The organism is Mesorhizobium sp. M0074, assembly GCF_040322975.1.
In the GTDB taxonomy this organism is placed as follows: domain Bacteria; phylum Pseudomonadota; class Alphaproteobacteria; order Rhizobiales; family Rhizobiaceae; genus Mesorhizobium.
Window position 1 is genome coordinate 312,985 of record NZ_JAMYUM010000001.1, and the last position, 24,200, is coordinate 337,184.

Sequence of the window (24,200 nt, forward strand, 5' to 3'; positions counted from 1 at the left end):
GTTTTTCCAGAATGCGTTCGCCCTTTGCGAAATGATGTTCTATTTTTTGAACCAGGCTTGCGGGGCCGATTGATCGGAAGAACAAACGCATTTGAGCCCGGGAAAGCATTTATGAACGACGACACACCGGAAAGCGAAAGCGCCTCGGCGCTGGCGCCGTTCCGGCACGGCATCTTCCGGGCGGTGTGGTCCGCCAGCCTCGTCTCCAATTTCGGTGGCCTCATCCAGGGCGTTGGCGCCGCCTGGATGATGACGACGATCGCCACCTCGTCCTACCAGGTGGCATTGGTCCAGGCCTCGACCACCTTGCCGATCATGCTGTTTGCGCTGCTGGCCGGCGCCATCGCCGACAGCTTCAACCGGCGCAAGGTCATGCTGATCGCGCAGATCTTCATGCTCGTCGTCTCGGCTCTTCTGACCGTCTTCACCTATCTCGACCTGATGACACCGTGGACGCTGCTCGCCTTCACCTTCCTGATCGACAGCGGCACCGCGCTCAATAGCCCGTCCTGGCAGGCTTCGGTCGGCGACATGGTGCCTCGCACCAAGGTGCCGGCGGCGATCGCGCTCAACTCGATGGGCTTCAACCTGACGCGCAGCGTCGGCCCGGCGATCGGTGGTATCATCGTTGCCGCGGCAGGTGCCGCCGCGGCCTTCGCCGTCAACACGCTGAGCTATGTGGGCCTCATCGTCGTGCTGGCCCGCTGGAAGCCGGAACTGCCGGCATCGACCTTGCCGCGCGAGACGCTGGGCGCCGCAATGGGCGCCGGCCTGCGCTATGTCGCCATGTCGCCTAACATCGGCAAGGTGCTGGTCAGGAGCTCCGCTTTCGGCTTCAGCGCCGGCGCGGTCCTGGCATTGCTGCCGCTGGTCGCGCGCGACGTCGTCAAGGGTGATGCCTTGAGCTACGGCATCATGCTCGGCGCCTTCGGCATCGGCGCCGTCGGCGGCGCGCTGACCAGCGGCAGGCTGCGGCAGCTGCTGTCCAGCGAAACCATGGTGCGCATGGCATTCGCCGGTTTCGCCGTCTGCGCCTTCAACGCCGCCGTCAGCAATCATGCCTGGCAGACGTCGCTCGGCCTGCTGCTCGGCGGCGCCTGCTGGGTGACGGCGCTGTCGCATTTCAACGTCACCGTGCAGATGTCGACGCCGCGCTGGGTGGTTGGCCGCGTGCTTTCGGTCTATCAGACCGCGACCTTCGGCGGCATCGCGCTCGGCAGCTGGGTCTGGGGTGTCGTTGCCGACGCGCATGGCGCCGAAGTCGCCCTGATGGCGGCCAGCGTCGCCATGCTGGCGGGAGGCGCCATCGGCCTGCTGCTGCCGCTGCCGCAGCAGGCGGTGCTCAACCTCGACCCGCTCAACCGCTTCCGGGAGCCGCATCTGGCGCTTGATCTCAAGCCGCGCAGCGGTCCCATCGCCATCATGATCGAATATGTCATCCGCAACGAGGACGTACCGGAATTCCTCGCCACCATGGCCGAGCGCGGCCGCATCCGCCGACGTGACGGCGCCCGCAACTGGACATTGGCGCGCGATCTCGAAAATCCGTCGATATGGATCGAGCACTACCACACGCCGACCTGGGTCGAATATATCCGCCACAATCGGCGCGCCACCTACGCCGACGCGGTCATCGGCGAGCGTATAAGGGCGCTGCACAGCGGCAACGAGCCACCGCGCGTCCGCCGCATGATCGAGCGCCCGACGACTGCCGGCACGGCGCTGGTCATGCCGAAGGGACCGATCGAGCATTAAAGCATTTTGCACCCAAGGGAATCACTTGACGTCGCAGAAATGCGGTTAAAACAAATAGATAAAGCGGGATGCACCGTTCAATTTGAACGCATCCCGCTCCAGCGCAATTCCAGGAAAAGTGTGATACGGTTTTCCGTCCGGAAGAGACAGAGCGGTTCGCCGTTTCCGTGAAACGATGAACCGCTCCAGCCACCCTGACGCCCTTCCGCTGGCGATTCGACTACATGAGCTCTATGACGAAATAATCGCCCTGCTGTATCCACTTTACCAGGAAGTTGATCGTCAGGTCGGTACCGCTCCAATACATCTCGACGGTTGATGGAGACGGCTTTATGAGGCCTCCCTCGATAAAGTCACTCGACCTCGTCCCAGATACGCCTGAGATGAAATTGAAATCCTGGAACTGGAATGTGACCTCGCAGCTGAGAGTGAACGGCGTGAACCCGCCGCCGGCCGGCTTGGGCAACGCGAACTGAACCAACGCCGGCTCTGCGTTCGGCTTTTCGGTCTTTGAAAAGCTGCCGGATGGCCCCTGCAGGTGCCAGGTGATTTCAGTGATTTCTTTCTTGGTGGCGTTGAACCAGAGACCCGTTGCTATCGTCAGCATCGCCGGCTTGACGACCGGCGCCGCAGTAAGGGGAATACTGATGGTCTCGGTCTTGTAGCCAACGGCTGCAACTTGCAAGCTGACCGATGCTTGGCCGGTCGGCGGAGATAGCGTGAACGCTGTGTTGGTGGCCCCGACCACCGCGCCCCCTTGCGATATGGTCCCTCCAACCGATTGGGACTTGTTATCGGCGTCGACTGCTTTGATGGTTATCGTCGCCGGCTGGCCCGCTATCAGGGACGGGGGAGCCGCGGAGAGCAGCATTTCCCCGAGGGTGACATTGACGGGAACTCTGGTGAGCGGAGACATCTTCGTGCACAATGTCTGCATCACCGTAATTTGGTCTTCTACCTTGAGCTTGCCCACGTAAATCCCGAAGAAGAGCGTCGTCCAACCAAGTGGCGTATCGCTGGCGCGCCACTTCCCGTTCACGAATACATGCACGCGCGCCCCGGGAATCACGCCTGATACGTAAATTAACCGCTGGAAGACCCGGACGGGCTGTTGAATATCCGGGGTCTTGAGTGGGGTCAGGTCGGACACTTTGATCGGGCCCCCGACCCGAAGTGCGAGGGGCTGACAAGTAAGCTCCAGCTCGGCGTGAATGTGCTCGCCGGCGCGCAACGGCCGAAATGTCTCGACCCAGACGAGGCCGCCAAAACTGAATACGGGCTTGCTGATTACAGGAGAATCTGGCGCATCCGAGTACAAACGTACGACCGCGTTGTCGACGCTGTTGACGAAAGCGCCGCTTGCACATTCAAATGCAGGCTCCATGACGGTCGGCGGAAATACGCTGCCCTGGTAAGACCCTACCACTAGCAACTTATCCGATGTGGCTGTCTTGCCGCATAGCTCCTGGATGACGACGAGCGATGGAAACGGTGGCGAGGCCGGGATCAGGGCCGACACGTCGGGAATCCAGTATTGGCCGGAACTCACATCCTCGCCGACTCCGATTCTCCCGAGCACGGTAGCTGCACCCGAAGTCGGATCGACAAGTTGGATCGTCAATGTCGCGCCGGGCTCGAGATTGGAGATAGGCAAAGCACGGGCTGCCGGGCAGGAGTACTGTGAGGCGTCGATTACGGGCTTTCTAACCGGCAAGGTTTCGTCGACGATCACCGGAGGGGCAGATGACGGACTTGATGCATTGCAGCGCTCGAAGTGCTGCGTGGCGCTGAAGACATCCGGATTGTGCGCGGCACGGCCAAGCAGCGCCAGGAGGTTGGCACCGACGAAAGGATATTCCAGCACGTCGCCATTGAAGTGGACCTTCGTGGTGGCGCCTTGAGCCAACCCCCTGACGGGTACTGCTTGCGCGCACCCAGGAACCGGGCCGACTGCTGGTGCCGGCATGGTATTTTCCCGATACGGCGTCTGTTCGGCGGGCAAGCTCGGGGTCTGACTGCTCTTCACCTGTCCGGCAGGCGTCTGAACGGACTGCACTGCGCTAAGCACATCGTTGGCCTGGATCGCCCCGCGAATGCGCACTGGTACGACATTTCCGCGTGCAGTATCGCTGCCAATCAATGCGCCGCCGTTGAAAATCTCGACCGTGGCGCCAGGATAGGCTGCGCCTATCAGCACCCAGTCGACGCACTCGTGCACCTGACTCAAATACACCAATGCGCTTAGCGTCGAGGGATACCCGAGCACGACGATCGGGACCGGGCTTGGATCACTGGTTTCGGCGCCGAGCGTCCAACGTGCGGTCAATGCATCCCCCACGTTGAGGGAGCCTGCGGCGACCGGCACAAAGGTACTGGTTGTGGCGCCGGCATTTACCGCAGGGACGGGTACGCCATTTACCAGGAGGGAAATGCTCGAGCCGGGAAGCGGCCCATCGATACGGACCGAGGTACTCAAGACCGATACGGGGCCAATCACAATTGGTGCAAGGAGCGTGCTCATGTTCGTTTCCCTCTCTGTACGGCGCAGACATGTCGCCTGGTTCGAAACAGGACATAGAGGGAGCGCACTTACGGATGACTTACGGATGGGTCGGCGCGGTGCTGGACTGCGCTCGCGTCCGTCGCATGATCGAGCGCCCGACGACAGCCGGCACCGCGCTGGTCATGCCGAAGGGACCGATCGAGCATTAGTGGCTGGCGGCGCGTCCAATTGGACGAGCAAATGAAATTGCGGCGCCTGGCCCAATCCGCGAATGCACGAACAGGATGGCCATTGTGGAGAGACGGTTATATCAGTTGGTGTGACTATGACCACTAAGGGGAGACGATGCGTTACATACGTCCGCTTTCAATTGAAGACGCCGCCGGCCTGTTGGCCGGTTCAGCCGCCACGGCCGCCATCCTCGCCGGAGGCAGCGACCTCTTGGTGCGAATGAAAGGCGGCTTTATCGAACCCGACCTGATCGTCGACATCAAGGCGATCGACGGGCTTGGCGAGATCAGGGAAACAGCCGAGGGCTTCAGCATCGGCGCCGCGGTCCCCTGCGCCGTGCTGGGCGAGAACACGGCCCTGCAGAAGGCATGGCCCGGCGTCGTCGAAGCGGCCAAGCTGATCGGCTCGAAGCAGGTGCAGGGACGCTGCACCATCGTCGGCAATCTGTGCAACGCCTCGCCGGCCGCCGACAGCGTGCCGGCGCTGGTGGCCGCTGGCGCCAAGGCTGTGGTCGTCGGCCCGGGAACCAGGCGCACGATTGCCGTGGAAGCGGTGCCGACTGGGCCGGGCAAGACGTCGCTGGCCAAGGGCGAGATCGTCGAGGCAATCCTGCTCGACAGCCGTCTGCCGCGTTCGGGCGATGCCTATCTGCGTTTCATTCCGCGCACGGAGATGGACATCGCGGTGGTAAGCGCCGGCGTGAACTTGACGCTCGATGAGCAAGGTCGCGTCAAATCCGCCCGTCTGGCGTTGGGCGCCGTGGCGCCGACGGTGATTCTGGTCGAGGAGGCCGCCGAGGTTCTCATCGGCTCCAAGCTGGACGAAGCCACGCTGGAGAGGCTCGCCAAGGTCTGCTCGGGCGCCTGCCGCCCGATCGACGACAAGCGCGGCACTATCGAATTCAGACGGAAAGTCGCGGGTGTGCTGGCCAAGCGGGCCGCCACGACCGCCTATGCACGCGCAGGAGGCAAATGATGGCTGGTGTGGCAGTATCAACGACAATCAACGGCGACAATGTCGAGTTTCTTTGCCAGCCGGACGAGACGCTGCTTGATGTCCTGCGCGATCGCCTGGGGCTGACGGGCGCCAAGGAAGGCTGCGGCACCGGCGACTGTGGGGCCTGCAGCATCATCCTCGACGATCGGCTGGTGTGCTCGTGCCTGGTGCTCGGCGCGGAGGCCGAGGGCCGGCACGTCGAGACCATCGAGGGCATGGCGCATGGCGACAGGCTGCATCCGCTGCAGCAGAAATTTCTGGAACACGCCGCACTCCAATGCGGCGTCTGCACGCCGGGCTTCCTCATGGCTGCCAAGGACCTTTTGGCCAAGAATCCCGATCCGACCGAGGAGGAGATCCGCTTCGGCCTCGCCGGGAACCTCTGCCGCTGCACCGGCTATGACAAGATCGTGCGTGCCGTTCAGGACGCCGCCAGCGTGATGAAGGGAGCATGACGATGAATTTCGATCCGCGTTACTCCGGACGCAATTTCACCTCTGTCGGCACGCGTCCCATCCGTCCCGACGGCGTCGACAAGGTGACGGGCCGCGCACGCTATGGCGCCGACTTCAACATGGCCGGGCAACTGGTCGGGCGCGTTCTCAGAAGCCCCCATGCACATGCCACGATCAGGAAGATCGACACGTCGAAGGCGGAGAAGCTCGCCGGCGTCAAGGCCGTGATCACCGCGGCCGACCTGCCCGACCTCACCGACGGCGATGCCGCCATGTACGACATCCTCGACAACTGCATGGCGCGCAAGAAAGCGCTCTATGACGGCCATGCCGTGGCCGCGGTGGCTGCGGTCGATGCCCGCACGGCGAGGCAGGCACTGAAGCTGATCGAGGTCGACTACGAGGTGCTGCCGCATGTCACCGACGTCGACGAGGCGATGAAGCACTCCGCACCCCTGATCAACGACGCCATCTTCACCGAGGGCCTCGAGCAAAAGCCCGTCAAGCCTTCAAACGTCACCAAGCGCACCCAGTACGGCCATGGCGACATCCATGAAGGTTTCGGCCAGGCCGACTTCGTTGTCGAACGCTCCTTCAAGACCGAGCAGACGCACCAGGGTTATATCGAGCCGCATGCCTGCGTGGCCAATGTCAGCTCCGACGGCACCGCCGACCTGTGGGTCTGTACGCAAGGCCATTTTGTCTACCGCCAACACTGCGCCCAACTGCTTGGCATGGAGGCCTCGAAGCTGCGCGTCACCTCCTCGGAGATCGGCGGCGGTTTCGGCGGCAAGACCCATGTCTGGGCCGAGCCGGTGGCACTGGCGCTGTCACGCAAGGCCGGGCGGCCGGTCAAGCTGGTGATGACGCGCGACGAGGTGTTCCGCGCCTCCGGCCCGACCAGCGCCACCTCGATCGATGTTCGGATCGGCGCCCGCAAGGACGGCACGATCACGGCGGCCGAGGCGACGCTGCGCTATTCCTGCGGCCCCTATGCCGGCATGTGGGCCGAGATCGGCGCCATGACGGCCTTTGCCTGCTACAAGCTCGAGAACGTCAGGACGGTCGGCTACGAAGTGCTTGTCAACCGGCCCAAGACCGCGGCCTATCGCGCGCCGTCGGCTCCGATGGCGGCGTTTGCGGTGGAAAGTGCGGTCGACGAGCTGGCCAAGGAGATCGGCATGGACCCCGTCGAGTTCCGGATCAGGAACGCGGCGCAGGAAGGCACCAGATCGTCCTATGGACCGGTATACGGCCCGATCGGCATCGGGCCGACGCTGGAGGCGGTGAAGAATCATCCGCACATGAAGGCGCCGCTCGGCAAGAACCAGGGCCGCGGAATGGCCTGCGGCTTCTGGTTCAATTTCGGTGGCCAGACCTGCACCGACCTCAACATCGGCATGGACGGCTCGGTCTCCCTTGCCGTCGGAACCGTGGACGTGGGTGGTTCGCGCGCGTCGCTGTCTCTGGTGGCGGCGGAGGAGCTCGGTATCCCCTATGGGCAAATCAAGGCGGTGGTCGCCGATACCTCCAGCCTCGGCTACAACGATATGACGGACGGCAGCCGCGGCACCTTCTCGTCTTCGATGGCGACGATCTCCGCCGCTCGCAACGCTATCAAGGTGTTGCGGGAACGCGCCGCACAGATGTGGGACATTCCCGTCGACGACGTGGTCTGGGAAAAAGGTCACGCGATTGCCAAGGGCGAGAAATACGGCAACCTTGCAGCATTGTCGCTGAAGGAGATCGCAGCCGCGTCAGGGAAGACGGGGGGACCGATCGCAGGCCACAGTGAGCTCGTCGCCGACGGCGCCGGCGTCTCCTTCGCCACCCATATCTGCGATATCGAGGTGGATCCCGAGACAGGCTCGACCAGGGTGCTGCGCTACACCGTCGTTCAGGACGCCGGCAAGGCGGTGCATCCGACCTATGTCGAGGGGCAATACCAGGGGGGTGCCGCACAAGGCATCGGCTGGGCGCTCAACGAGGAGTATATCTACGGCAAGGACGGGCGGCTGCAGAACCCTGGCTTCCTCGATTACCGCATCCCGGTCTGCTCGGACCTGCCGATGATCGACACACAGATCCTCGAAATCCCCAATCCCAACCATCCTTACGGGGTGCGCGGCGTCGGCGAGACCTCTATCGTGCCGCCGCTGGCGGCGATCGCCAATGCGGTGTCGAACGCCGCGGGCGTGCGGATGACGCACATCCCGATGTCGCCGCCGCGCATCCTGGCGGCGCTCGAGGCAGAACGGGAAGGCTGATGGTCGAAGTAACGCTCTGGGGATCGCTCGGCGCGATCGCCGGAGGCAAGAGCAAGGTCGAGATCGAGGCCAAGGACATTCGGGAGCTGTTCAGGAAGCTGGCTGAACAGTATCCCGGCCTCGAGCCATACATCGATCGCGGCATCGCCGTCGCCATCGACGGGACGATCTATCGCGACACCTGGTCGAAGGAGCTGCCGGAAGGGGCGGAGATTTTCCTGCTGCCGCGTCTTGCCGGGGGATAACTGAACAACCCTGTCCTACCCATTGACGACCAAGACATGGCCTAGGCTCGAGAAAAACCTCGGCTATCCACGAGAATTCTTGGCCAGTTCAGCCTGCGAGTTTGGCTCCTTTTCGATGACTGCTTCTGTGTCAATCACAGACATAGAGGCGAGCGAGCTACACGTCTGCTTTGAGGCGAAAGCAGCCGCCCGCAGCGTAGAAGTCAAATGGCTTGGGTCAGAACCTACCATTTACCAATGTCAGCTTCATGATTCATAGGCACAGTCTTGGGAGTCAGATGCGATGGCGGAGCGCCTCAATGATCACCGCCATCGCAGGCGAGAGCTGTCGCCTGCTCGGGTAGTAGAGGTGATAGCCCGCAAATGGCGGACTCCAGTCGTCAAGCACGAGCCTAAGGCATCCCTTGGCGATGTGGTGGCTGACGAGGTTTTCCGGGACATAGGCGATTCCGAAACCGCTTATCGCAGCCTCGATCATGGGAATGGACGAATTGAAGGTGAGTTGGCCTTCCACCCGCACACGAAGGTCGCGGCCATCCCTGGCGAATTCCCAGGCATATAATCCGCCGAACGTCGCCTGCCGCATATTAATGCAGTCATGATCGACCAGATCCTGCGGTGCGGTCGGAACCGGATGGCGGGAAAAGTACTCCGGCGAAGCCACGGCCACGAGCCTCCAATCCGGCCCGATGCGCACTGCAATCATATCCCTGTCGATGCTCTCACCAAGCCGCACGCCTGCGTCGAAGCGCTCCTCCACAATGTTCTTCATGCCGTTGTCGCTGTAGAGCTCGACGCACACGTCAGGATAGTCGCTGAGCAAGGGCTGCAACTTCGGCCAGACGGTCGTCTGGAGCGCATGGTCGGACAGCGTGATGCGGACCGTTCCGGAGGGCTTGTCGCGAAAGGCCACCAGACTTGCAAGGTCGGCTTCGATTTCCTCGAAGCGGGGAACAAGAGATTGGAAAAGTCGCTCGCCGGCCTCGGTCGGAGCGACGCTCCGGGTCGTACGCGTCAGCAGGCGGACGCCAAGACGAGCTTCAAGCTCCTTGATTGTCGAGCTCAGAGTCGACTGCGAGGTTCCGAGCTTGGCCGCCGCCTTGGTGAAGCTGCGCTCCCGGGTGACCGCCACGAACCAGAGCAGATCCTTCATCCCATCGCGCTGCATAGGGCACCTCCCGTCTGACATTTATATCATAAGCAGATAAGTCCATGCGAATTACTCAGTCTAACAGAATGGGTTCCTCTGCAATATCTTCCAGCATGGTGACGGGGATGGGCGGCTGATCCACCCCGTCGCCTTGCAAGGATGCCAATTATGGAAACGACCTACGACACAAGGCTTGTCGAAGACCGCGCCGCATGGGGCGCGGTGCTGTCGATGGCGCTGTGTGTTTCCGTGCTCATCGCGTCGGAATTCATGCCGGTCAGCCTGCTGTCGCCGCTAGCGGCCGATCTCGGCATCACCGAGGGCCGCACGGGACAGGCGATCTCGATTTCGGGCGCTTTCGCCGTCGTGACCAGCCTGCTGGTCACCGGCCTCACGCGCCGGACAGACCGCCGACTGGTCGTGACCGGCTTCACCCTTCTCCTGATCGTGTCCGGGCTCGCTGTCACCTTCGCGCCGAACTACGCGTTCCTCATGGTCGGCCGGGCGCTGCTCGGCATTGCGATCGGCGGGTTCTGGTCGATGTCGACCGCGATCGTCATGCGCCTCGTGCCGCAAGACATGGTTCCGAAGGGTCTCGCCATGCTTAACGCTGGCAATGCCATTGCGGCCACCATCGCCGCGCCGCTGGGCAGTTTTCTTGGCGCCTATGTCGGCTGGCGCGGCGCTTTCTTCCTCGTCGTGCCGCTTGGGGTCCTGGCGCTGGTCTGGCAGTGGACAAGCCTGCCGGCGCTGCCCCCGCGCCGGAGGAAGCGTCCAGGCAATCCGCTGGCGCTCCTCGGCCGTTTTCCTGTCGCCATCGGCATGGCGTCGATCATGATGCTGTTCATGGGCCAGTTTGCGCTCTTTACCTATCTGCGGCCCTTCCTCGAGAGCGTCACTAGGCTCGACATCGCCGCGCTTTCGGCGATCCTGCTGGCGATGGGGCTGGCCGGGGTGCTCGGCACCCTCTGCATAGGCCGGCTTTTGCGCACGCGCCTGTTCAGCATCCTCATCGTCATCCCGCTGGTCATGGCCGCGTTGGCCGTAGCGCTCATCGCCTTCGGTACGCTGCCGATTCCTACAGCGCCGCTGCTCGTTGCCTGGGGCTTCTTCGGCACGGCCGCGCCCGTTGGCTGGGGCACGTGGCTCTGCCGCACGTTGCCGGACGACGCAGAGGCCGGCGGCGGGCTGCAGGTGGCCGTCATCCAGCTCGCCATTACAGGCGGCGCCGCCATCGGCGGCACGCTCTTCGATACGGTCGGCTGGTGGGGAGCGTTCACTTTCGGCGCGGTGCTGCTCTGCGGATCGGCGCTCGCCGCTTTTGCCGCATCGCATATGGCCCGGAGGTCGCAGCCATGACGATCGACCGTCCGGACCTCAGCCGCCGCGCGTTGCTCGGCGGCGCGCTCGCGGCAACGGTCCTGCCGCGGGCCGCCCGCAGCCAGCAGGGCAGCGACCCAGGCAGCCAGGAGCCCACCGACATGAAGATCAAGATGATTTTCAATGGCCGGACCATGACCGCCACGCTCTACGACAATCCGTCGGCGCGCGACTTCTTCACCATGCTGCCGCTCGATCTCACCATCGACGACTACGCGCATAACGAGAAGATTGCCTATCTGCCGCGCAAGCTGACGGAGGAGGGCAGCGGCCCGTTCGGCAACGAGCGGCCATACGACCTTTGCTACTTCATGCCCTGGGGCAATCTGGCCATGTTCTACGCCGACTACCGCCATCCCGGGCTGATCAGGCTCGGCCGCTTCGACGCGGGCGAAGAGGCCCTACACGTAAGCGGCAAGTTCCCGCTTCGCATCGAACGCATCTGACAGGAGATCACCATGGATATTCTTCGCGCAGGCACCAGGTCGTCTGGCAACGGGCCTTCCGACTGGTTCACCGGCACGGTCCGGATCGATCCGCTGTTCAACCCGTTCGACGCCGCGCGCGTGCAGGGCGCGCAGGTGACGTTCGAGCCGGGCGCCCGCACCGCCTGGCACACGCATCCGCTTGGACAGACGTTGATCGTCGTCTCCGGCCTCGGCCTCGTTCAGAGCGAGGGCGGGCCGGTCGAGGAGATCCGTCTTCGGTGACGTTGTCTGGTTCGCACCCGGCGAGAAGCATTGGCACGGTGCCTCACCCGAGACGGCCATGATCCACATTGCCCTCCAGGAGGTCAAAGACGGCAAGGTGGTGGACTGGCTGGAACACGTCATCGACGCCGACTACGGCGCCTGACATCGATTGAACGAAAGGAAAGCAAAATGCTCGCAACCGTTCTTCATAAGCCCGGCGACATCCGCTGCGAGGAAGTCGAAGACCCAATGATCCTTCGCCCGACGGATGCTATCATCAAGCTCTCGGCGAGCTGCATCTGCGGCTCGGACCTGTGGCCCTATCGCGGGCTGCAGCCGGTCAACGGCCCGATGCATATGGGCCACGAATATTGTGGCATCGTCGTCGAGGTCGGCGCAGAGGTGCGCACGGTCCGTCCCGGCCAGTTCGTCGTCGGCTCGTTCTGCCTCTCCGACAATACCTGCCCGCATTGCCGCTTCGGCTTCCAGTCGTCCTGTGTGCAGCGCGAGTTCATGTCGGGCGCGCAGGCGCCTTACGCCCGCGTGCCGTTGGCGGATGGCACACTGGTCGCCACCGCCGAGGTGCCGCCGGCCGAACTCATCCCTGACCTGCTGGCTGTGTCCGATGTGCTCGGCACCGGCTGGTATGCGGCCGACGCAGCCGAGGTCCGAGAAGGATCGACGGTGGTGGTGGTCGGCGACGGTGCGGTCGGCCTGATGGGCGTGCTTGCGGCCAAGGAGATGGGCGCCGAGCGCATCATCGCCATGAGCCGGCACGCCAGCCGCCAAAAACTCGCCCGCGAATTCGGCGCGACCGACATCGTCGCTGAGCGCGGCGAGGAAGGTGTGGCCCGGATCAAAGGGCTCACTAAGGACGTCGGCGCGGACTCGGTGCTGGAATGCGTTGGCACGGCGGAATCCTTCGACCAGGCGCTGGCCTGCTCTCGCCCCGGCGGCACCATCGGCTATGTCGGCGTGCCGCATGGCGTGAGCTTCGATGGCCAGAATCTCTTCTTCGGCCAGAAGCGCATGCTGGGCGGCCCCGCGCCGGTGCGCCGCTTCCTGCCCGACCTCATGGACCGTGTGCTCAAGGGCAGGATCAAGCCCGGCAAGGTCTTCGACCTCAAGCTGCCGTTGGCCGAGGTCGCTGAAGGCTACCGCGCCATGGACGAGCGGCGCGCCATCAAGGTCATGCTTTCGGTGTAAGCGAAGATTGGGCGGACGGCCTGTCCGCACCCACAAACCAGAAAAAGAACAACGACATATGACGATGAGATTGAAGATCGCTGCGCTTGCGCTTTCGGTCGCCACGCCGGCTTTCTCCCAAGAGTCCCCGATCATCGGCGCATGGCGCATGAGGTCGCTCGAGGCCGGTGCCGAGGGAAACCTCAAGCCCGTGCCATATTCCGGCCAGGTCATCTTCACCGAGGCCGGCACCCTCTCGGTGCAGGCCCAGAACCCCGACGCTAAGGCGCCGGACACGCCTTACACGGCGAATGGCTACGAAGCCTATTACGGGCCGGTCGCCATCAACGACCAGGACAAGACCTTCGTCATCACGATCGAGTCCTCCCTGGTCCGCAACCTTGTCGGGAAGAGCATGAAACGCAAATTCGAAGTCTCGGACAACAAACTGGTCCTGACGCCGGACAATCCGGCCGAAGGCTGGCGCGTGACCTACGAACGTTACTGATCGGAACAGCCCGGCTGTCAAAGTGTTATCGGTGGCCACAATGGCGCGGACTTCTGACCGAAATGGCGCGATGGCGGAACTGGTGCCAATCATGGCGGCTGTCTTCGCCGGCTTCCTCCTGATCGGCTTGGCGCTACCCGTCCTGCCGCTGCATCTTCACCAGCAACTCGGCTTCGGCCCCTTCGCAGTCGGGCTGGTGACGGGCAGCCAGTTCGTCGCCTCGATGCTGTCGCGCATTGGAGCCGGAAATTATGCCGATGGGCGCGGCGGCAAGCGGGCCGTCGTCGTCGGCCTCATTGCCGCTGCCCTGGCGGGGTTCATTTACCTCGGCTCGCTGGCATTGCTCGACCGGCCGGCAGCGTCCGCATCGGCGCTCTTCGCCGGCCGGGCGGTACTGGGCGCGTCTGAGAGCTTCATCATCACAGGCGGCGTCGCCTGGGGCCTCTCCCTTGCGGGCGGACAGAACTCCGGAAAGGTCATAGCTTGGGTGGGCACGGCGATGTTCGCAGCACTCGCGCTAGGCGCGCCGATCGGATCTGCGCTTTACACGGCGAGCGGCTTCGCCGCGATCGCACTCGCGACGGTCGGCCTGCCACTTGCGACGCTGCTTGCCATCCTGCCTATGCGTGGCACCAGCCTCGCCGCGAGCGCCGCGCGACAGTCATGGACGAGCGTGGCGCAAGCGGTCTGGCTTCCCGGCGTCGGAGCTGCTTTCAGCAGCCTTGGCTATGGCGCAATCCTGTCCTTTGGCGCGCTGCTCTTTGCCGAACGCGGCTGGCAGCCGGTCTGGCTTCCCTTCACCACTTATGCCGCGTCGCTGATCGCGGCAAGGCTGTGCTTCGGCCACCTGCCTGACAGGTTAGGGGGCGCGCGCGTCGCCGTGATCTTCGTGGCGGTCGAGGCGGCAGGGCTGATGCTGATCTGGCTTGCGCCCGGGCCTGTTCTCGCCGCCATCGGAGCGGGCCTGACTGGCCTCGGCTACTCGCTGGTCTATCCCGGTTTCGGTGCCGAGGCCGTAAGCCATCTTCCACCACGCAGCCGCGGCCTGGCCATGGGACTCTACACCGTCTTCCTCGACATGGCGCTCGGCTTCGGCAGTCCGGCGCTCGGCTTGGTCGCTGGGTCGGCCGGGCTGCAATTCGTCTTCTTCGCCGTCGCGACGGCGACGCTTCCGGCGTTGGGCATCGCTCTGCTGCTGGGTCGCCGTAACGCTCCACTATAGAGCCGGATAGTCTGGGCTCGAGATGTCGCGCAACTACGATCGCTCCCGCTTCGCGAGAAGCTGAGGCATCAGCCGAACCTGCTTTTGGTGGCGATAGAGGCCGATCAGGTCGTCGGATCGATCATGGCCGGGTATGACGGCCATCGAGGGTGGATATCGCGCATCGCTACCTTGCAGTCCCATCGCCAAAAAGGGATCGGCGAGGCCCTCATCCATGAGGCCGAAAGGCGGCTCGCCGGCCTTGGTTGCATAAAGATCAACCTCCAAATTGTCGCTTCCAATTCGACGGTTCTTGGGTTCTACCGACAGTGCGGATACGAGGTCGAGGAGCGCATAAGCATGAGCAAACTGTTGCCGAAAGTTTGAGGTGCTCCGCCGATTAACTCGTCGTCGCGGCTCGACGGCTCAGGTCCATTGGAATCTTGCTGCCGGTCATTATTGTGGCAGGCGAACCTCTCCGGGTGAATCGCGCTGCGGGATACGGCCGACGGCCGAAGCCGGGCGAAGTCCAGCCAGCCGGAGGGAGCCCTACATACGGTCGAATTACTGGAGCAGTGAGGACATGCATGCAGATCGCATCCAAGCCACGCGTCCGCCTGGCAAGCCGTCAGGAACTGGATGGAATTGGGTTGCTCGTCTCGGAGGCTTTCGCATCGTTACGGCCCGTTCTGGCACCGCACATCTTCGAGCCCTACGTCAAGGATGCGCGGGATGTCGCGGGGCGATGGGCGAAAGCTAGCGTCGCGGTGCTCGAAGCCGAGGGACGCCTCGTCGGGACGGTCACCTACTACGCCGATGCCGCCTTTGACGGCATGGGCTGGCCGCCCGGGCTGGCAGGCCTCAGGACTCTCGCGGTTGTTCCCTCGGCACAGGGCCGCGGATATGGCCGCGCGCTTTGCGAATGGTGCGTCATGCAAGCGCGTCTGCAGGGCTCAGGCGGCCTTGCGCTTCACACTGCCTCGTCCATGACGTCTGCATACAAGCTGTATGAAAGCCTTGGCTTCGAGAGACGCCCCGCCCACGACCTTTTCGCCTCCGACATTATTGGCTTTGATCCAGCACTCGGCGATCAGCAGATCATCGCCTACCTGCTGCCGCTCAAGCAGGTCGAGAGCAGCCGCGATCGATAATGTTCGACCGCCGTTTGAACGGACGGAGGCATCATCTCGCTTCCGGATGCTGTCCGCAGCTTCCACCGTTTGTCTCGATGCGAGCAGATCCTAGCCTTTCGTATAGTCAGGCCCAAAACGAGTCGGCAGGTTGTCGGCGAGTTTCAACCAAGGGAGCTTCTCCTCAAAAGCGACATGCAGCGTAGGTGCAAAATTTTCTGGCTCTTCCATTGCTGCCGAAAAAAAATGCATGACATCAGACATGTTTTTTGAGCGGAAGGACAGCGGCGTGCCACAGTGATTGCAAAATGTTCTTTCCACACCGGGAGAAGAGTTGAATACCTTCGGTAGCTTGCCCAGCCATCGCCATTGGCCGTCCAAGACTCCAATATAGGAGGTCATCGGCGCAGAACATTGCCGCCGACAACTTTCACAATGACAGACCACGCAGGCCTGTGCCGGGCCATCGACTTCAAAAGCAATAGCGCCACATAAGCAATGACCACGCATGCAAATACTCCTCGAGTCAACAAGGACAGCTTCATGCCTGGGCGTGAGGGAGGCGCCATGAAATGCGTCGAGCTGGCCCCCAATTCCGACATTCGGCGCTGGCGATTGTCCTCGCGTGCGCGAGGCGTTGCCTCCAAGCTGCCTTCACTACCCCCCTTTCGGCATATAGAAATGTTCGTAGAGTTTCTCCGCCGGGCCGCTGAATTCACGGCCTGGCAGGTCTATCGCAACCCGAACACTACAGTGGAATTGCGGTCACTTCTTTGGCCGTTCGGATCACGAACATCGTGTGGTATCGCGCGACGTTACTTCGGTCTCGGAACAGTCGCTCGCACAGCGCATCGAACTCTTCCATATCCGTCAGGCGGAGCATGAGGACGGCGTCGGTTTCGCCGCTTACACTGTAGGCCTGAGTGACGGCCGGTTCCTGAGCGGCCAACTCGAGAAAGTCCCTCATATACTGCTCACCATGACGCTCCAGTTCGACGGCGACGATCGCCTTCAAGCCCCGGCCAGCCTTTGCCGGTGCGAGAAGCGCGACAACGCGGCTGATGACACCGCTTTTCTTCAGTCGTCGTATGCGGCGCAGGCAGCTCGAAGGGGAAAGCCCGACTAACCCCGCCAGTTTGGGGTTAGTTCGTGAGGCATCATCCTGGAGCAGGTTGAGAAGCCTTCTGTCGATCTTGTCCATGTCGGTCGCGCTCATCGTCGGTGCGTTGCAATTTTATTGCACGGAATCGCAAACTTTGACCGCAAATGCGAAGCGTCTCACGCTACTCAGACGGCTCCAGGAATGATGGAGCAGCATGATGGCAATTTGCGCCGCCTTCTATCGCAAGACATTGGAGACGCTTGAAATCTATTGGGAACTGGTTCGCATGATCGTTCCGGTTGCGATTGCCACGCGGCTGCTGCAGGACCTTGGCGTCATCCAGGCGATTTCTCCGTTCTTCTCCCCGCTCATGTTGCAGGTGGGGTTGCCACCTGAACTCGCCTTTGCCTGGCTGACGGGATTGCTGGTCGGGATCTGGGGCGCGCTTGTGATCGTATTCACCTTGGTTCCGGTTTCGGCGCTCAGCACTGCCGACATGACGGTTCTTTCGGCTCTCTTGCTGTTTGCACATGCCATTCCGATCGAGCAACGGATCATTCAGAGGGCCGGGCCGAGCTTCCTGGTCACCGCGGCGCTTCGTATTGGCGGGGGTTTGGTCTCTGCTGTCCTTCTGCATCAGATATTCGCCGCGACCGGATGGCTGTCAGGACCGGTGAAGCCGGCGTGGATGCCGACGAATGAAAGCACCGACTGGGGCGGCTTTCTCCTGGGTACGCTCAAAACCCTGGGCATCATGCTCGTTGTTCTGCTTGCGCTGAGCTGGGTGATCGAGCTTCTCAAGATGTCGGGCATTTTGGAGTGGATGAACAGAGGGCTTGCCCCGCTCTTTCGGCTCGCCGGCATCGAAAAGCAGACGGTACCTTTCGCCGCTGTCGGCCTGTTTCTCGGGATTTCCTATGGCGCAGGACTGCTGATCAGCGAGGCGCGCACGCCTAGCGCGGAGCCGCGTCAGATATTCCTCGCCTGCGTGTTCATGGGTTTTGCCCACAGCCTCATTGAGGATACGTTGGTCGTTGTCACACTTGGCGCTGATGTTACGAGCGTGCTTCTCGGTCGCCTGGCGTTTGCCGTGCTCGCGACCGCCGTGATCGCAAAACTAATCAAGGCGGTTCCCGACGCTCTTTTCTTCAAGACACTCTTCCACAAGGAAGAAGACAGTCCGCGCAATCGGATTTCGGAGCCGGCGATTAGCGGGCCGTTGACGTGAGCCCTCCTTACGCAGCAGCCGACATGTGTGTCGCATCGCAATCGGGACAGGACGCGGCTACCCCTCGCCCGACAGATCGCGCCGCGCCTTGTCGAGTTCTTCGGCATAGCGCCGCATCAGGTGGCCTTCGGTCAGCAGACCGACCACCTTGCGATCGGTGAAATCCTCGACCACCGCCAATTCCTCGGCGCCGGCGCGCTGGAAGGTCTCGGCCGCCGATTGCACGTTCATGCTCGGCACCAGCACCGCATCCCTGAATTTGGCGAAGGACAGCACCGGCATCTCGTCATCCGACAAATGGCTGTGCAATTCGGCGACGATCAGCACGCCGACATAATGCAGGTCGGCGTCAACCGCGATGACGCGCTGCGAGGCACCGAGCGGCACCTGCTTGCGGAATTCCGCAAGCGTCGTCGAGGCGTCGATGGTGCGGACATCCTTTCGCATCATCGAGCCGACAGTCAGGCTCCGCATCCAGCCGACATCATGCGCGCTGCGGATCGTTTCGCCGCGCAGGTGAAAGCGCCATGTCGAGAAGGAATAGCCGAACGTTTCGCGCACCAGGATCGCCGCCATGAGCGAGGCAGCCAGCACCACGCCGGTCAGCGTCAGGTCGCGGGTCGATTCCAGCGCCAGGAAGGTCATCGTCAACGGGCCGCCGACGACGCCGACGGCGAGCGAGGTCATGCCGACGACGGCGGCGACGGCAGGGTCGATGCCGGTCGCCGGCGAGACGAATGCCATCGCGCCGGCAAACATCTTGCCGAGCAGCGCGCCGAGAAACAGCGAGGCAAAGAACAAGCCGCCGCGGAAGCCGGAGCCGAGCGAGATCGCCGAGGCCGCCAGCTTCAGCACGAAGACGCTGGCCACCACGGCCAGCCCGTAATTCATCGCGAATTCGCGGTGCAGCGCGCCATGGCCGCTGGACAGGACTTGCGGCGTGACCAGCCCCAGCAGCCCGACCATCACGCCGCCGATGGCGGGGCGCAGCGAGGCGTCGATCGACAGCCGGGCAAAGAGGCGCTCGATCAGGCTCACCAGATGCATGATGGCGATGGAAGCACCGCCGCCCAGAAGCCCGAGCAGCATGAACGGCAAATACTGGCTGACGGTGAGCTGCGGCAGACCGGCGAGCTCCAGCGGAAACGGCACGCCGCCGAACACCTCTGCGGTCAGCGAGGCCGAGATCGCGGCGGCCATTACCGGCGCGACATTGGCGACCGAGTAGATGCCGATGACCAGCTCGAAACCGTAGAAGGCGCCGGTCAGCGGCGCGTCGAAGGCGGCGGCGATCGCGCCGGCGGCACCGCAGCCGACCAGGATGCGGACATCGTTGCGGCGCAGCCTGAACAAGCGCGCCAGCCGCGACGCCAGGCCCGAACCCACCTGCGTATAGCCGGCCTCGAGCCCGACCGAAGCGCCGAAGCCGCTCGAGATCATCGTCTGCCCGGCGATGATGAAGGTGTCGGTCAGCGACATGCGGCCGCCATAAAGCGCGTTGGCTTCGATCGGATCGACCGGCGTGCGGAACTTCCGCTTTCTCAGCCAGATCACCGTCAGCCCGAGCAGGATGCCGCCGATCGCCGGTATCAGCGCCTGCTCCGGCCTTTGCAGCGAAAACATCGCCGAAAGCCGACCGCCGGGCTGAACGCCGAACATAAGCCCATGCAGGACCTGCACCAGTCCGCTCATGCCGGTGACCAGCGCACCCGCCATCACCCCGACCAGGGCAGCCAGAATGACGACGGCAATACCGCGCGCCTCGAGCAGCGGGATCGATCTGATCAGCACCGCGCGCAACCGGCGGGCATAGACTTGCGGTTCGTTTCTGGGCGGTTCGTTTCTGGAAAGCACCGGGGCGGCTCGCCGATATTCGTGGGTGCCTGATACCCTCGGCAACATCGCATGGCAACATGCAGGCCGCCGAGGTGTCATGCCCGCGTGATGCTGCGGCGATAAAGCCCATCCTCAGCTCGGGGAACCGCGTTGACGTAAACGTCAACCCAAAGCTATATGCGCCAGCGACCGTGGCTGTAAAACCAGCCATGCGACTTCGGCCAGGTGGACGCGCCAAGGCGCGACAAACGCAACGAGACGAGGAGAACCGCCATGAGCGTTCAGGAGATTGCCGACAAGATCAGGTCGCGCGTGGCGAGTGCCGGGTTCGATCGCTCGGTGAAATTCGACACCGGCAGCGACGGCGTCATCGTCATCGACGGCGCCGATGTCTCGACCACCGATGCGCCGGCCGATTGCACCATAAAGCTGTCGCTCGACGATCTGGACTCGCTGATATCAGGCGACCTCAACCCGACCATGGCCTTCATGTCCGGCAAGATAAAGGTCGAAGGCGACATGAGCGTCGCCATGGCGCTCAGCCAGTTGATCGGCTGATCGCTTGAGGTGAAACAAGCCGCCGCACGATGGCGGGCGGCTTGCTTCGAACCATCAGGCAGCGAGCGGCAGCCGCTGCGCCTTCAGCTTGCGCCCGGCCGCCTTCAGCGTGCCTTGCGCGCCGTCGAGCGCGCCGACAACCAGTTCCCGCGCCAGCAGGCGGTGCCGCTCGTAAGGCCCCGGCATGGCCAGCGAGCCGGTCTTTGCGGCCGAAAACCCGAAGCGCTCGTAATAGGGCGCGTCGCCGACCAGCAGGATCGCCGCATGGCCAAGCCGCTCGGCCTCAGTGACCGCATGGCGCATCAGCGCCGAGCCGATGCCGGCATTTTTCAGCGCCGGGTCGACCGCAAGCGGGCCGAGCAGCAGCGCTGCCGTGCCGCCCTCGCCCAGGACCACGTCCCACAGCCGCACCGTGCCGGCAACAGTGCCCGACGCATCGCGCGCGACAAAGGCCAGGCCCTCCGCAGGCCGGCGGCCGCGCCGCAGCTTTTCCGACGACTTCTTCCGGCGCTTCGGCCCCACCGCGCGATCGAGCAAAGCCTCGCGCGCCGGGACGTCGGCGGCGGTTTCTGCAGTGATGACAAAGGCGCCAGCAATCTCCCCCCTCGAGGGGGAGACGGCCGCGAAGCGGCCAGAGGGGGTCGGTTCGGCTGCTGCGACCTCTCTTGGACCGTGGGAGGCCGGCGCTTCACGCGCGGCGACCCCCTCTGTCGCCTTTGGCGACATCTCCCCCTCAAGGGGGGAGATTCCTGCGGCGCCTTCAACAACGAAATCTACAATGTCCATTTCCGCGATCCTTCACGAGCGGATTGTTCCACAGGCGAGCCCGGGCGGGCGACAGGCGCCCACCGGGGATGATCTGAGCAACTCTTGCGAGCCCTCAGATCACGTAGGATCGGAGAGGCTCGAAGCCGTTGAAGGCGACCGATGCATAGGTCGTCGTGTAGGCGCCGGTGCCCTCGATCAGCACCTCGTCGCCGATGGTCAGCGACAAGGGCAGCGGGTACGGCGTCTTTTCGTACATCACGTCGGCCGAATCGCAGGTCGGGCCGGCGAGCACGCAAGGCGCGGTCTCGCTGCCGTCATGTGCGGTGACGATCGGGTAGCGGATCGCCTCGTCCATCGTCTCGGCGAGACCGCCGAACTTGCCGATGTCGAGGAACACCCATCGCACATTGTCGTTGTCGGCCTTCTTCGAGATCAGCACGACCTCCGACTTGATCACCCCGGCATTGCCGACCATGCCGCGGCCCGGCTCGATGATCGTCTCGGGGATGGCGTTGCCGAAATGCTTCCTGAGCGCCGAGAAGATCGCCTGGCCATAGGCCTGCGCCACCGGCACATCCCTGAGATAGCGGGTCGGGAAACCGCCGCCCATATTGACCATCTTCAGCACGATGCCTTCGTCGGCGAGCGTCGCGAACACCTTCTTGGCGTCGGCCAGCGCGCGGTCCCAGGCGGTCAGGTCGGTCTGCTGCGAGCCGACATGGAATGACACGCCATGGGCGTCGAGGCCGAGCGCCCTGGCATGGCGCAGCACGTCGACCGCCATCGCCGGCACACAGCCGAACTTGCGCGACAGCGGCCATTCGGCACCCTCGCCGTCTGTCAGGACGCGGCAGAACACGCGGGCGCCGGGAGCGACGCGGGCGATCTTCTCGACTTCCTCGACGCAGTCCACCGCAAACAGCTTGATGCCGAGCTGGTAGGCGCGCTGGATGTCACGCTCCTTCTTGATGGTGTTGCCGAAGGAGATGCGGTCCGCCGGCGCACCGGCGTCCATCGCCATCTCGACTTCGGCAATGGAAGCGGTGTCGAAGGACGAGCCCATCGCAGCAAGCAGGCGCAGGATTTCCGGCGCCGGATTTGCTTTCACCGCATAGTAGATCTTGGAATCGGGAAGCGCCTTCTCGAAGGCGCGGAAATTGTCGCGCACGACATCGAGGTCGACGACGAGGCACGGGCCGTTCGGACGTCGGGTGGCGAGAAAGTCAAGGATGCGCTGGGTAGCCATCGGGGTCTCTCCATCAGCGCCTTTCGGCGCGCACAAAGGCTTGCGGACGCGGGCTCTCGGCCTCGCGAACACGCGGTGGACAAAGGCGGGACGGAAATCCATGGAACCAGCCGGTGGAGACCCCGGAACCATGAAGCGCCGTCTCGCGGCGGTGAACCTTGGCCTTGCCCGGCCTCGGTTCGCTTTGTCTGCCTTGGCTTGGATGGGAGACCCGTCCGCACTGCCGGCAATGAAGGTGTGCCTCTTCAGTAACCCCGGTCTTTGGACGACCGGCAGAACACCAGAAAGGCCCGCACCGTCGTTGCTTCAAGGTGTCCTCGGTTGGCGGTTGGCCGCTAAACCGACTGGAGGGGTTGGCTCCAGTTACCTTACCGATTACCCTCACCATTCGAGGATCGGCGGACACCCACAGGCACGTGCGACTTTGGGCAAGCGCGATATAAGATCGAAAGATTTCACAATCAATAAAAATCGTATGGCAGATTGTAAAATTTGTGGCATCGAACAATGCTGCGGCAACCAGAAGAAAAATGCTGCGGCAAGCACATCCGGATATCGAACGCATGACAGGCACTCGCGGCCCGCTGAACGCTTTTCTCGACCTTGATCAAACCCCTGTAGCCAATGCGAAATCCGGCCCGCTTGCCGGCTTGCGGCTTGCCGTAAAGGACATCTTCGACGTCGCCGGCTACCGCACCGGCTGCGGCAATCCACAGAAATACCGGGACGCTTCACCGGCCATGGCGACCGCGCCGGCCGTCCAGGCGCTGCTTGATTCGGGCGCCCGCTTCGTCGGCAAGACGCAGACCGACGAACTCGCGTTTTCCCTGCTCGGGCTGAACGCGCATTTCCCGTCGCCCGTCAACCCGGCAGCACCCGACCGCGTCACCGGCGGCTCGTCCTCCGGTTCTGCCGCGGCAGTCGCCGGCGGGCTGGCCGACATTGCCACCGGATCGGACACCGGCGGCTCGATCCGAGCGCCGGCAAGCTTCTGCGGCCTGATCGGCCTCAGGACGACGCATGGCCGCATCCCGCTCGACGGCGCCATGCCGCTGGCGCCTTCGCTGGACACGTTCGGCTGGTTCGCAAGCGACATCGTCATCTACGAAAAGGTCGGCACGGTGCTGCTCGGCGACGATCCGCATTCCCACGAACTGAGACGCCCCGTCACTCTCGCTGCGCTGGACGGCCTCGTGCTCGGCCCGCACGAGGCCGACGAATATCGCGCCATGCTCCGCAGTGTCGCTTCGGTGCTGGGCGCACCGCGCAGCGTCGGGCCGCTGTCTCATTCGACCGACGATCTCTATTGGTGCTTCCGCAAGCTGCAAGGCTATGAAGCCTGGCAAAGTCACGGCGCCTGGATCGCCGGCGGCGACCGCATGCTGGGACCCGGTGTCAAGGAGCGTTTCGAGCACGGCGCGACCGTCGACGCGGCAACCGCGCAACGTGAAACGGAACGTCGCGTTTCGTTTCGCCTCGAACTGGCCGGCCTGCTTGGCGACGACGGCGTTCTTGTGCTTCCGACCGCTCCTGGTGCCGCGCCGCTCAAGGCCGCGTCATTCGACGATTTGCAGACCTATCGCGAGCGGGCGCTGAGACTGCTCTGCCTTTCCGGCCTGTCCGGTTTTCCGCAAATCACGCTGCCGCTCGGCAAGGTCGACGGGGCGCCGTTCGGTCTTTCGCTGCTCGGCCCGAAGAACCGCGACCGGCAGCTGATTGCGCTGGCCGCCCGCATCCTTTCGGCCCACCAAGGAGGCGCATGAC

Annotated in this window: 22 protein-coding genes and 1 pseudogene; 16 read left to right on the plus strand and 7 right to left on the minus strand. The window is 63.4% G+C overall.

What is annotated here, in order from left to right; translation table 11 throughout:
• Positions 1-111: 111 nt before the first annotated feature.
• Positions 112-1,755, plus strand: a complete 1,644-nt coding sequence (locus NKJ73_RS01560) for an MFS transporter (protein WP_352568097.1) — start codon at positions 112-114, stop codon at positions 1,753-1,755.
• 220 nt (positions 1,756-1,975) lie between these two features.
• Here NKJ73_RS01560 and NKJ73_RS01565 read toward each other — a convergent pair whose 3' ends face one another.
• Positions 1,976-4,276 carry a hypothetical protein gene (locus tag NKJ73_RS01565; RefSeq protein ID WP_023675446.1) on the minus strand — a complete coding sequence of 767 codons (2,301 nt, stop codon included), beginning with the start codon at positions 4,274-4,276 and terminating at the stop codon, positions 1,976-1,978.
• Positions 4,277-4,603: 327 nt separating this feature from the next.
• Here NKJ73_RS01565 and NKJ73_RS01570 point away from each other — a divergent pair, with 327 nt between their 5' ends.
• The 4 genes from NKJ73_RS01570 to NKJ73_RS01585 are packed head-to-tail and all read left to right on the plus strand — an operon-like array spanning position 4,604 to position 8,452.
• Positions 4,604-5,464, plus strand: a complete 861-nt coding sequence (locus NKJ73_RS01570) for an FAD binding domain-containing protein (protein WP_352568098.1) — start codon at positions 4,604-4,606, stop codon at positions 5,462-5,464.
• Positions 5,464-5,940, plus strand: a complete 477-nt coding sequence (locus NKJ73_RS01575) for a (2Fe-2S)-binding protein (RefSeq protein ID WP_023675443.1) — start codon at positions 5,464-5,466, stop codon at positions 5,938-5,940. The genes NKJ73_RS01570 and NKJ73_RS01575 overlap by 1 nt, the downstream gene beginning before the upstream one ends.
• A gap of 2 nt (positions 5,941-5,942) precedes the next feature.
• Positions 5,943-8,207 carry a xanthine dehydrogenase family protein molybdopterin-binding subunit gene (locus NKJ73_RS01580; protein WP_352568099.1) on the plus strand — a complete coding sequence of 755 codons (2,265 nt, stop codon included), beginning with the start codon at positions 5,943-5,945 and terminating at the stop codon, positions 8,205-8,207.
• The gene (locus NKJ73_RS01585) at positions 8,207-8,452 is read left to right on the plus strand and encodes a MoaD/ThiS family protein (protein ID WP_023675441.1); all 246 of its coding nucleotides are present in this window, start codon (positions 8,207-8,209) and stop codon (positions 8,450-8,452) included. Before NKJ73_RS01580 ends, NKJ73_RS01585 begins: the two co-directional genes overlap by 1 nt.
• A 274-nt stretch (positions 8,453-8,726) precedes the next feature.
• On the opposite strand, the gene NKJ73_RS01590 is transcribed toward NKJ73_RS01585, so the two are convergent.
• Positions 8,727-9,620 (minus strand): LysR family transcriptional regulator, encoded by an 894-nt coding sequence (locus NKJ73_RS01590; RefSeq protein ID WP_352568101.1) that lies wholly within the window; start codon positions 9,618-9,620, stop codon positions 8,727-8,729.
• A gap of 150 nt (positions 9,621-9,770) precedes the next feature.
• On the opposite strand from NKJ73_RS01590, the gene NKJ73_RS01595 reads away from it, so the two are divergent.
• The 8 genes and pseudogenes from NKJ73_RS01595 to NKJ73_RS01630 all read left to right on the plus strand — a co-directional run bounded on the left by NKJ73_RS01595 (position 9,771) and on the right by NKJ73_RS01630 (position 15,719).
• Positions 9,771-10,961, plus strand: coding sequence for an MFS transporter (locus tag NKJ73_RS01595; RefSeq protein WP_352568102.1), 1,191 nt, complete (start codon positions 9,771-9,773; stop codon positions 10,959-10,961).
• Positions 10,958-11,428 carry a cyclophilin-like fold protein gene (locus NKJ73_RS01600; protein ID WP_023675438.1) on the plus strand — a complete coding sequence of 157 codons (471 nt, stop codon included), beginning with the start codon at positions 10,958-10,960 and terminating at the stop codon, positions 11,426-11,428. The genes NKJ73_RS01595 and NKJ73_RS01600 overlap by 4 nt, the downstream gene beginning before the upstream one ends.
• Before the next feature lie 12 nt (positions 11,429-11,440).
• Positions 11,441-11,837 (plus strand): annotated as a pseudogene (locus NKJ73_RS01605) ((R)-mandelonitrile lyase).
• A gap of 26 nt (positions 11,838-11,863) precedes the next feature.
• Positions 11,864-12,880 carry a zinc-dependent alcohol dehydrogenase family protein gene (locus NKJ73_RS01610; RefSeq protein WP_352568103.1) on the plus strand — a complete coding sequence of 339 codons (1,017 nt, stop codon included), beginning with the start codon at positions 11,864-11,866 and terminating at the stop codon, positions 12,878-12,880.
• Between the two features lie 64 nt (positions 12,881-12,944).
• Complete coding sequence (locus tag NKJ73_RS01615; RefSeq protein ID WP_352568104.1) at positions 12,945-13,367, plus strand: lipocalin-like domain-containing protein; 423 nt, start codon at positions 12,945-12,947, stop codon at positions 13,365-13,367.
• A 40-nt stretch (positions 13,368-13,407) separates the two neighbouring features.
• Positions 13,408-14,589: an arabinose transporter gene (locus tag NKJ73_RS01620; RefSeq protein WP_352568106.1), complete on the plus strand. Its 1,182-nt coding sequence runs from the start codon at positions 13,408-13,410 to the stop codon at positions 14,587-14,589.
• A 6-nt stretch (positions 14,590-14,595) separates the two neighbouring features.
• A complete protein-coding gene (locus NKJ73_RS01625) occupies positions 14,596-14,955 on the plus strand; it encodes a GNAT family N-acetyltransferase (RefSeq protein WP_352568312.1) in 360 nt (119 codons plus the stop codon).
• 200 nt (positions 14,956-15,155) lie between these two features.
• Entirely contained in the window at positions 15,156-15,719 is a 564-nt protein-coding gene (locus tag NKJ73_RS01630) for a GNAT family N-acetyltransferase (protein WP_352568107.1), read from the plus strand.
• Between the two features lie 90 nt (positions 15,720-15,809).
• On the opposite strand, the gene NKJ73_RS01635 is transcribed toward NKJ73_RS01630, so the two are convergent.
• Together NKJ73_RS01635 and NKJ73_RS01640 are read right to left on the minus strand one after the other, a co-directional pair.
• A complete protein-coding gene (locus tag NKJ73_RS01635) occupies positions 15,810-16,208 on the minus strand; it encodes a GFA family protein (RefSeq protein WP_352568108.1) in 399 nt (132 codons plus the stop codon).
• A gap of 238 nt (positions 16,209-16,446) precedes the next feature.
• A complete protein-coding gene (locus tag NKJ73_RS01640; RefSeq protein ID WP_352568109.1) occupies positions 16,447-16,899 on the minus strand; it encodes an Lrp/AsnC family transcriptional regulator in 453 nt (150 codons plus the stop codon).
• A 118-nt stretch (positions 16,900-17,017) separates the two neighbouring features.
• Here NKJ73_RS01640 and NKJ73_RS01645 point away from each other — a divergent pair, with 118 nt between their 5' ends.
• Positions 17,018-18,028 carry a nucleoside recognition domain-containing protein gene (locus tag NKJ73_RS01645; protein ID WP_352568110.1) on the plus strand — a complete coding sequence of 337 codons (1,011 nt, stop codon included), beginning with the start codon at positions 17,018-17,020 and terminating at the stop codon, positions 18,026-18,028.
• A 57-nt stretch (positions 18,029-18,085) separates the two neighbouring features.
• On the opposite strand, the gene NKJ73_RS01650 is transcribed toward NKJ73_RS01645, so the two are convergent.
• Positions 18,086-19,819: a chloride channel protein gene (locus NKJ73_RS01650; protein WP_502896705.1), complete on the minus strand. Its 1,734-nt coding sequence runs from the start codon at positions 19,817-19,819 to the stop codon at positions 18,086-18,088.
• Between the two features lie 318 nt (positions 19,820-20,137).
• Here NKJ73_RS01650 and NKJ73_RS01655 point away from each other — a divergent pair, with 318 nt between their 5' ends.
• Complete coding sequence (locus NKJ73_RS01655; RefSeq protein WP_352524570.1) at positions 20,138-20,422, plus strand: SCP2 sterol-binding domain-containing protein; 285 nt, start codon at positions 20,138-20,140, stop codon at positions 20,420-20,422.
• Between the two features lie 54 nt (positions 20,423-20,476).
• Here NKJ73_RS01655 and NKJ73_RS01660 read toward each other — a convergent pair whose 3' ends face one another.
• Both NKJ73_RS01660 and odc2 read right to left on the minus strand, forming a co-directional pair.
• Positions 20,477-21,019: a GNAT family N-acetyltransferase gene (locus NKJ73_RS01660; protein ID WP_352568313.1), complete on the minus strand. Its 543-nt coding sequence runs from the start codon at positions 21,017-21,019 to the stop codon at positions 20,477-20,479.
• Positions 21,020-21,302: 283 nt separating this feature from the next.
• Entirely contained in the window at positions 21,303-22,436 is a 1,134-nt protein-coding gene (odc2, locus tag NKJ73_RS01665) for an ornithine/lysine decarboxylase (RefSeq protein ID WP_352568111.1), read from the minus strand.
• Positions 22,437-22,999: 563 nt separating this feature from the next.
• On the opposite strand from odc2, the gene NKJ73_RS01670 reads away from it, so the two are divergent.
• Positions 23,000-24,199, plus strand: coding sequence for an amidase (locus NKJ73_RS01670; protein ID WP_352568113.1), 1,200 nt, complete (start codon positions 23,000-23,002; stop codon positions 24,197-24,199).
• Position 24,200: the final 1 nt, after the last annotated feature.

Excerpts from the sequence above, each read along its gene's own strand:
- NKJ73_RS01620 (WP_352568106.1), top strand. The coding sequence starts at position 13,408 with ATGGCGCGGACTTCTGACCGAAATGGCGCGATGGCGGAACTGGTGCCA.
- odc2 (WP_352568111.1), bottom strand. The coding sequence starts at position 22,436 with ATGGCTACCCAGCGCATCCTTGACTTTCTCGCCACCCGACGTCCGAAC.
- NKJ73_RS01610 (WP_352568103.1), top strand. The coding sequence starts at position 11,864 with ATGCTCGCAACCGTTCTTCATAAGCCCGGCGACATCCGCTGCGAGGAA.
- NKJ73_RS01595 (WP_352568102.1), top strand. The coding sequence starts at position 9,771 with ATGGAAACGACCTACGACACAAGGCTTGTCGAAGACCGCGCCGCATGG.
- NKJ73_RS01645 (WP_352568110.1), top strand. The coding sequence starts at position 17,018 with ATGGCAATTTGCGCCGCCTTCTATCGCAAGACATTGGAGACGCTTGAA.
- NKJ73_RS01670 (WP_352568113.1), top strand. The coding sequence starts at position 23,000 with ATGACAGGCACTCGCGGCCCGCTGAACGCTTTTCTCGACCTTGATCAA.
- NKJ73_RS01630 (WP_352568107.1), top strand. The coding sequence starts at position 15,156 with ATGCAGATCGCATCCAAGCCACGCGTCCGCCTGGCAAGCCGTCAGGAA.
- NKJ73_RS01590 (WP_352568101.1), bottom strand. The coding sequence starts at position 9,620 with ATGCAGCGCGATGGGATGAAGGATCTGCTCTGGTTCGTGGCGGTCACC.
- NKJ73_RS01640 (WP_352568109.1), bottom strand. The coding sequence starts at position 16,899 with ATGGACAAGATCGACAGAAGGCTTCTCAACCTGCTCCAGGATGATGCC.
- NKJ73_RS01565 (WP_023675446.1), bottom strand. The coding sequence starts at position 4,276 with ATGAGCACGCTCCTTGCACCAATTGTGATTGGCCCCGTATCGGTCTTG.
- NKJ73_RS01655 (WP_352524570.1), top strand. The coding sequence starts at position 20,138 with ATGAGCGTTCAGGAGATTGCCGACAAGATCAGGTCGCGCGTGGCGAGT.
- NKJ73_RS01575 (WP_023675443.1), top strand. The coding sequence starts at position 5,464 with ATGGCTGGTGTGGCAGTATCAACGACAATCAACGGCGACAATGTCGAG.
- NKJ73_RS01635 (WP_352568108.1), bottom strand. The coding sequence starts at position 16,208 with ATGCGTGGTCATTGCTTATGTGGCGCTATTGCTTTTGAAGTCGATGGC.
- NKJ73_RS01615 (WP_352568104.1), top strand. The coding sequence starts at position 12,945 with ATGAGATTGAAGATCGCTGCGCTTGCGCTTTCGGTCGCCACGCCGGCT.
- NKJ73_RS01585 (WP_023675441.1), top strand. The coding sequence starts at position 8,207 with ATGGTCGAAGTAACGCTCTGGGGATCGCTCGGCGCGATCGCCGGAGGC.
- NKJ73_RS01570 (WP_352568098.1), top strand. The coding sequence starts at position 4,604 with ATGCGTTACATACGTCCGCTTTCAATTGAAGACGCCGCCGGCCTGTTG.
- NKJ73_RS01600 (WP_023675438.1), top strand. The coding sequence starts at position 10,958 with ATGACGATCGACCGTCCGGACCTCAGCCGCCGCGCGTTGCTCGGCGGC.
- NKJ73_RS01560 (WP_352568097.1), top strand. The coding sequence starts at position 112 with ATGAACGACGACACACCGGAAAGCGAAAGCGCCTCGGCGCTGGCGCCG.
- NKJ73_RS01580 (WP_352568099.1), top strand. The coding sequence starts at position 5,943 with ATGAATTTCGATCCGCGTTACTCCGGACGCAATTTCACCTCTGTCGGC.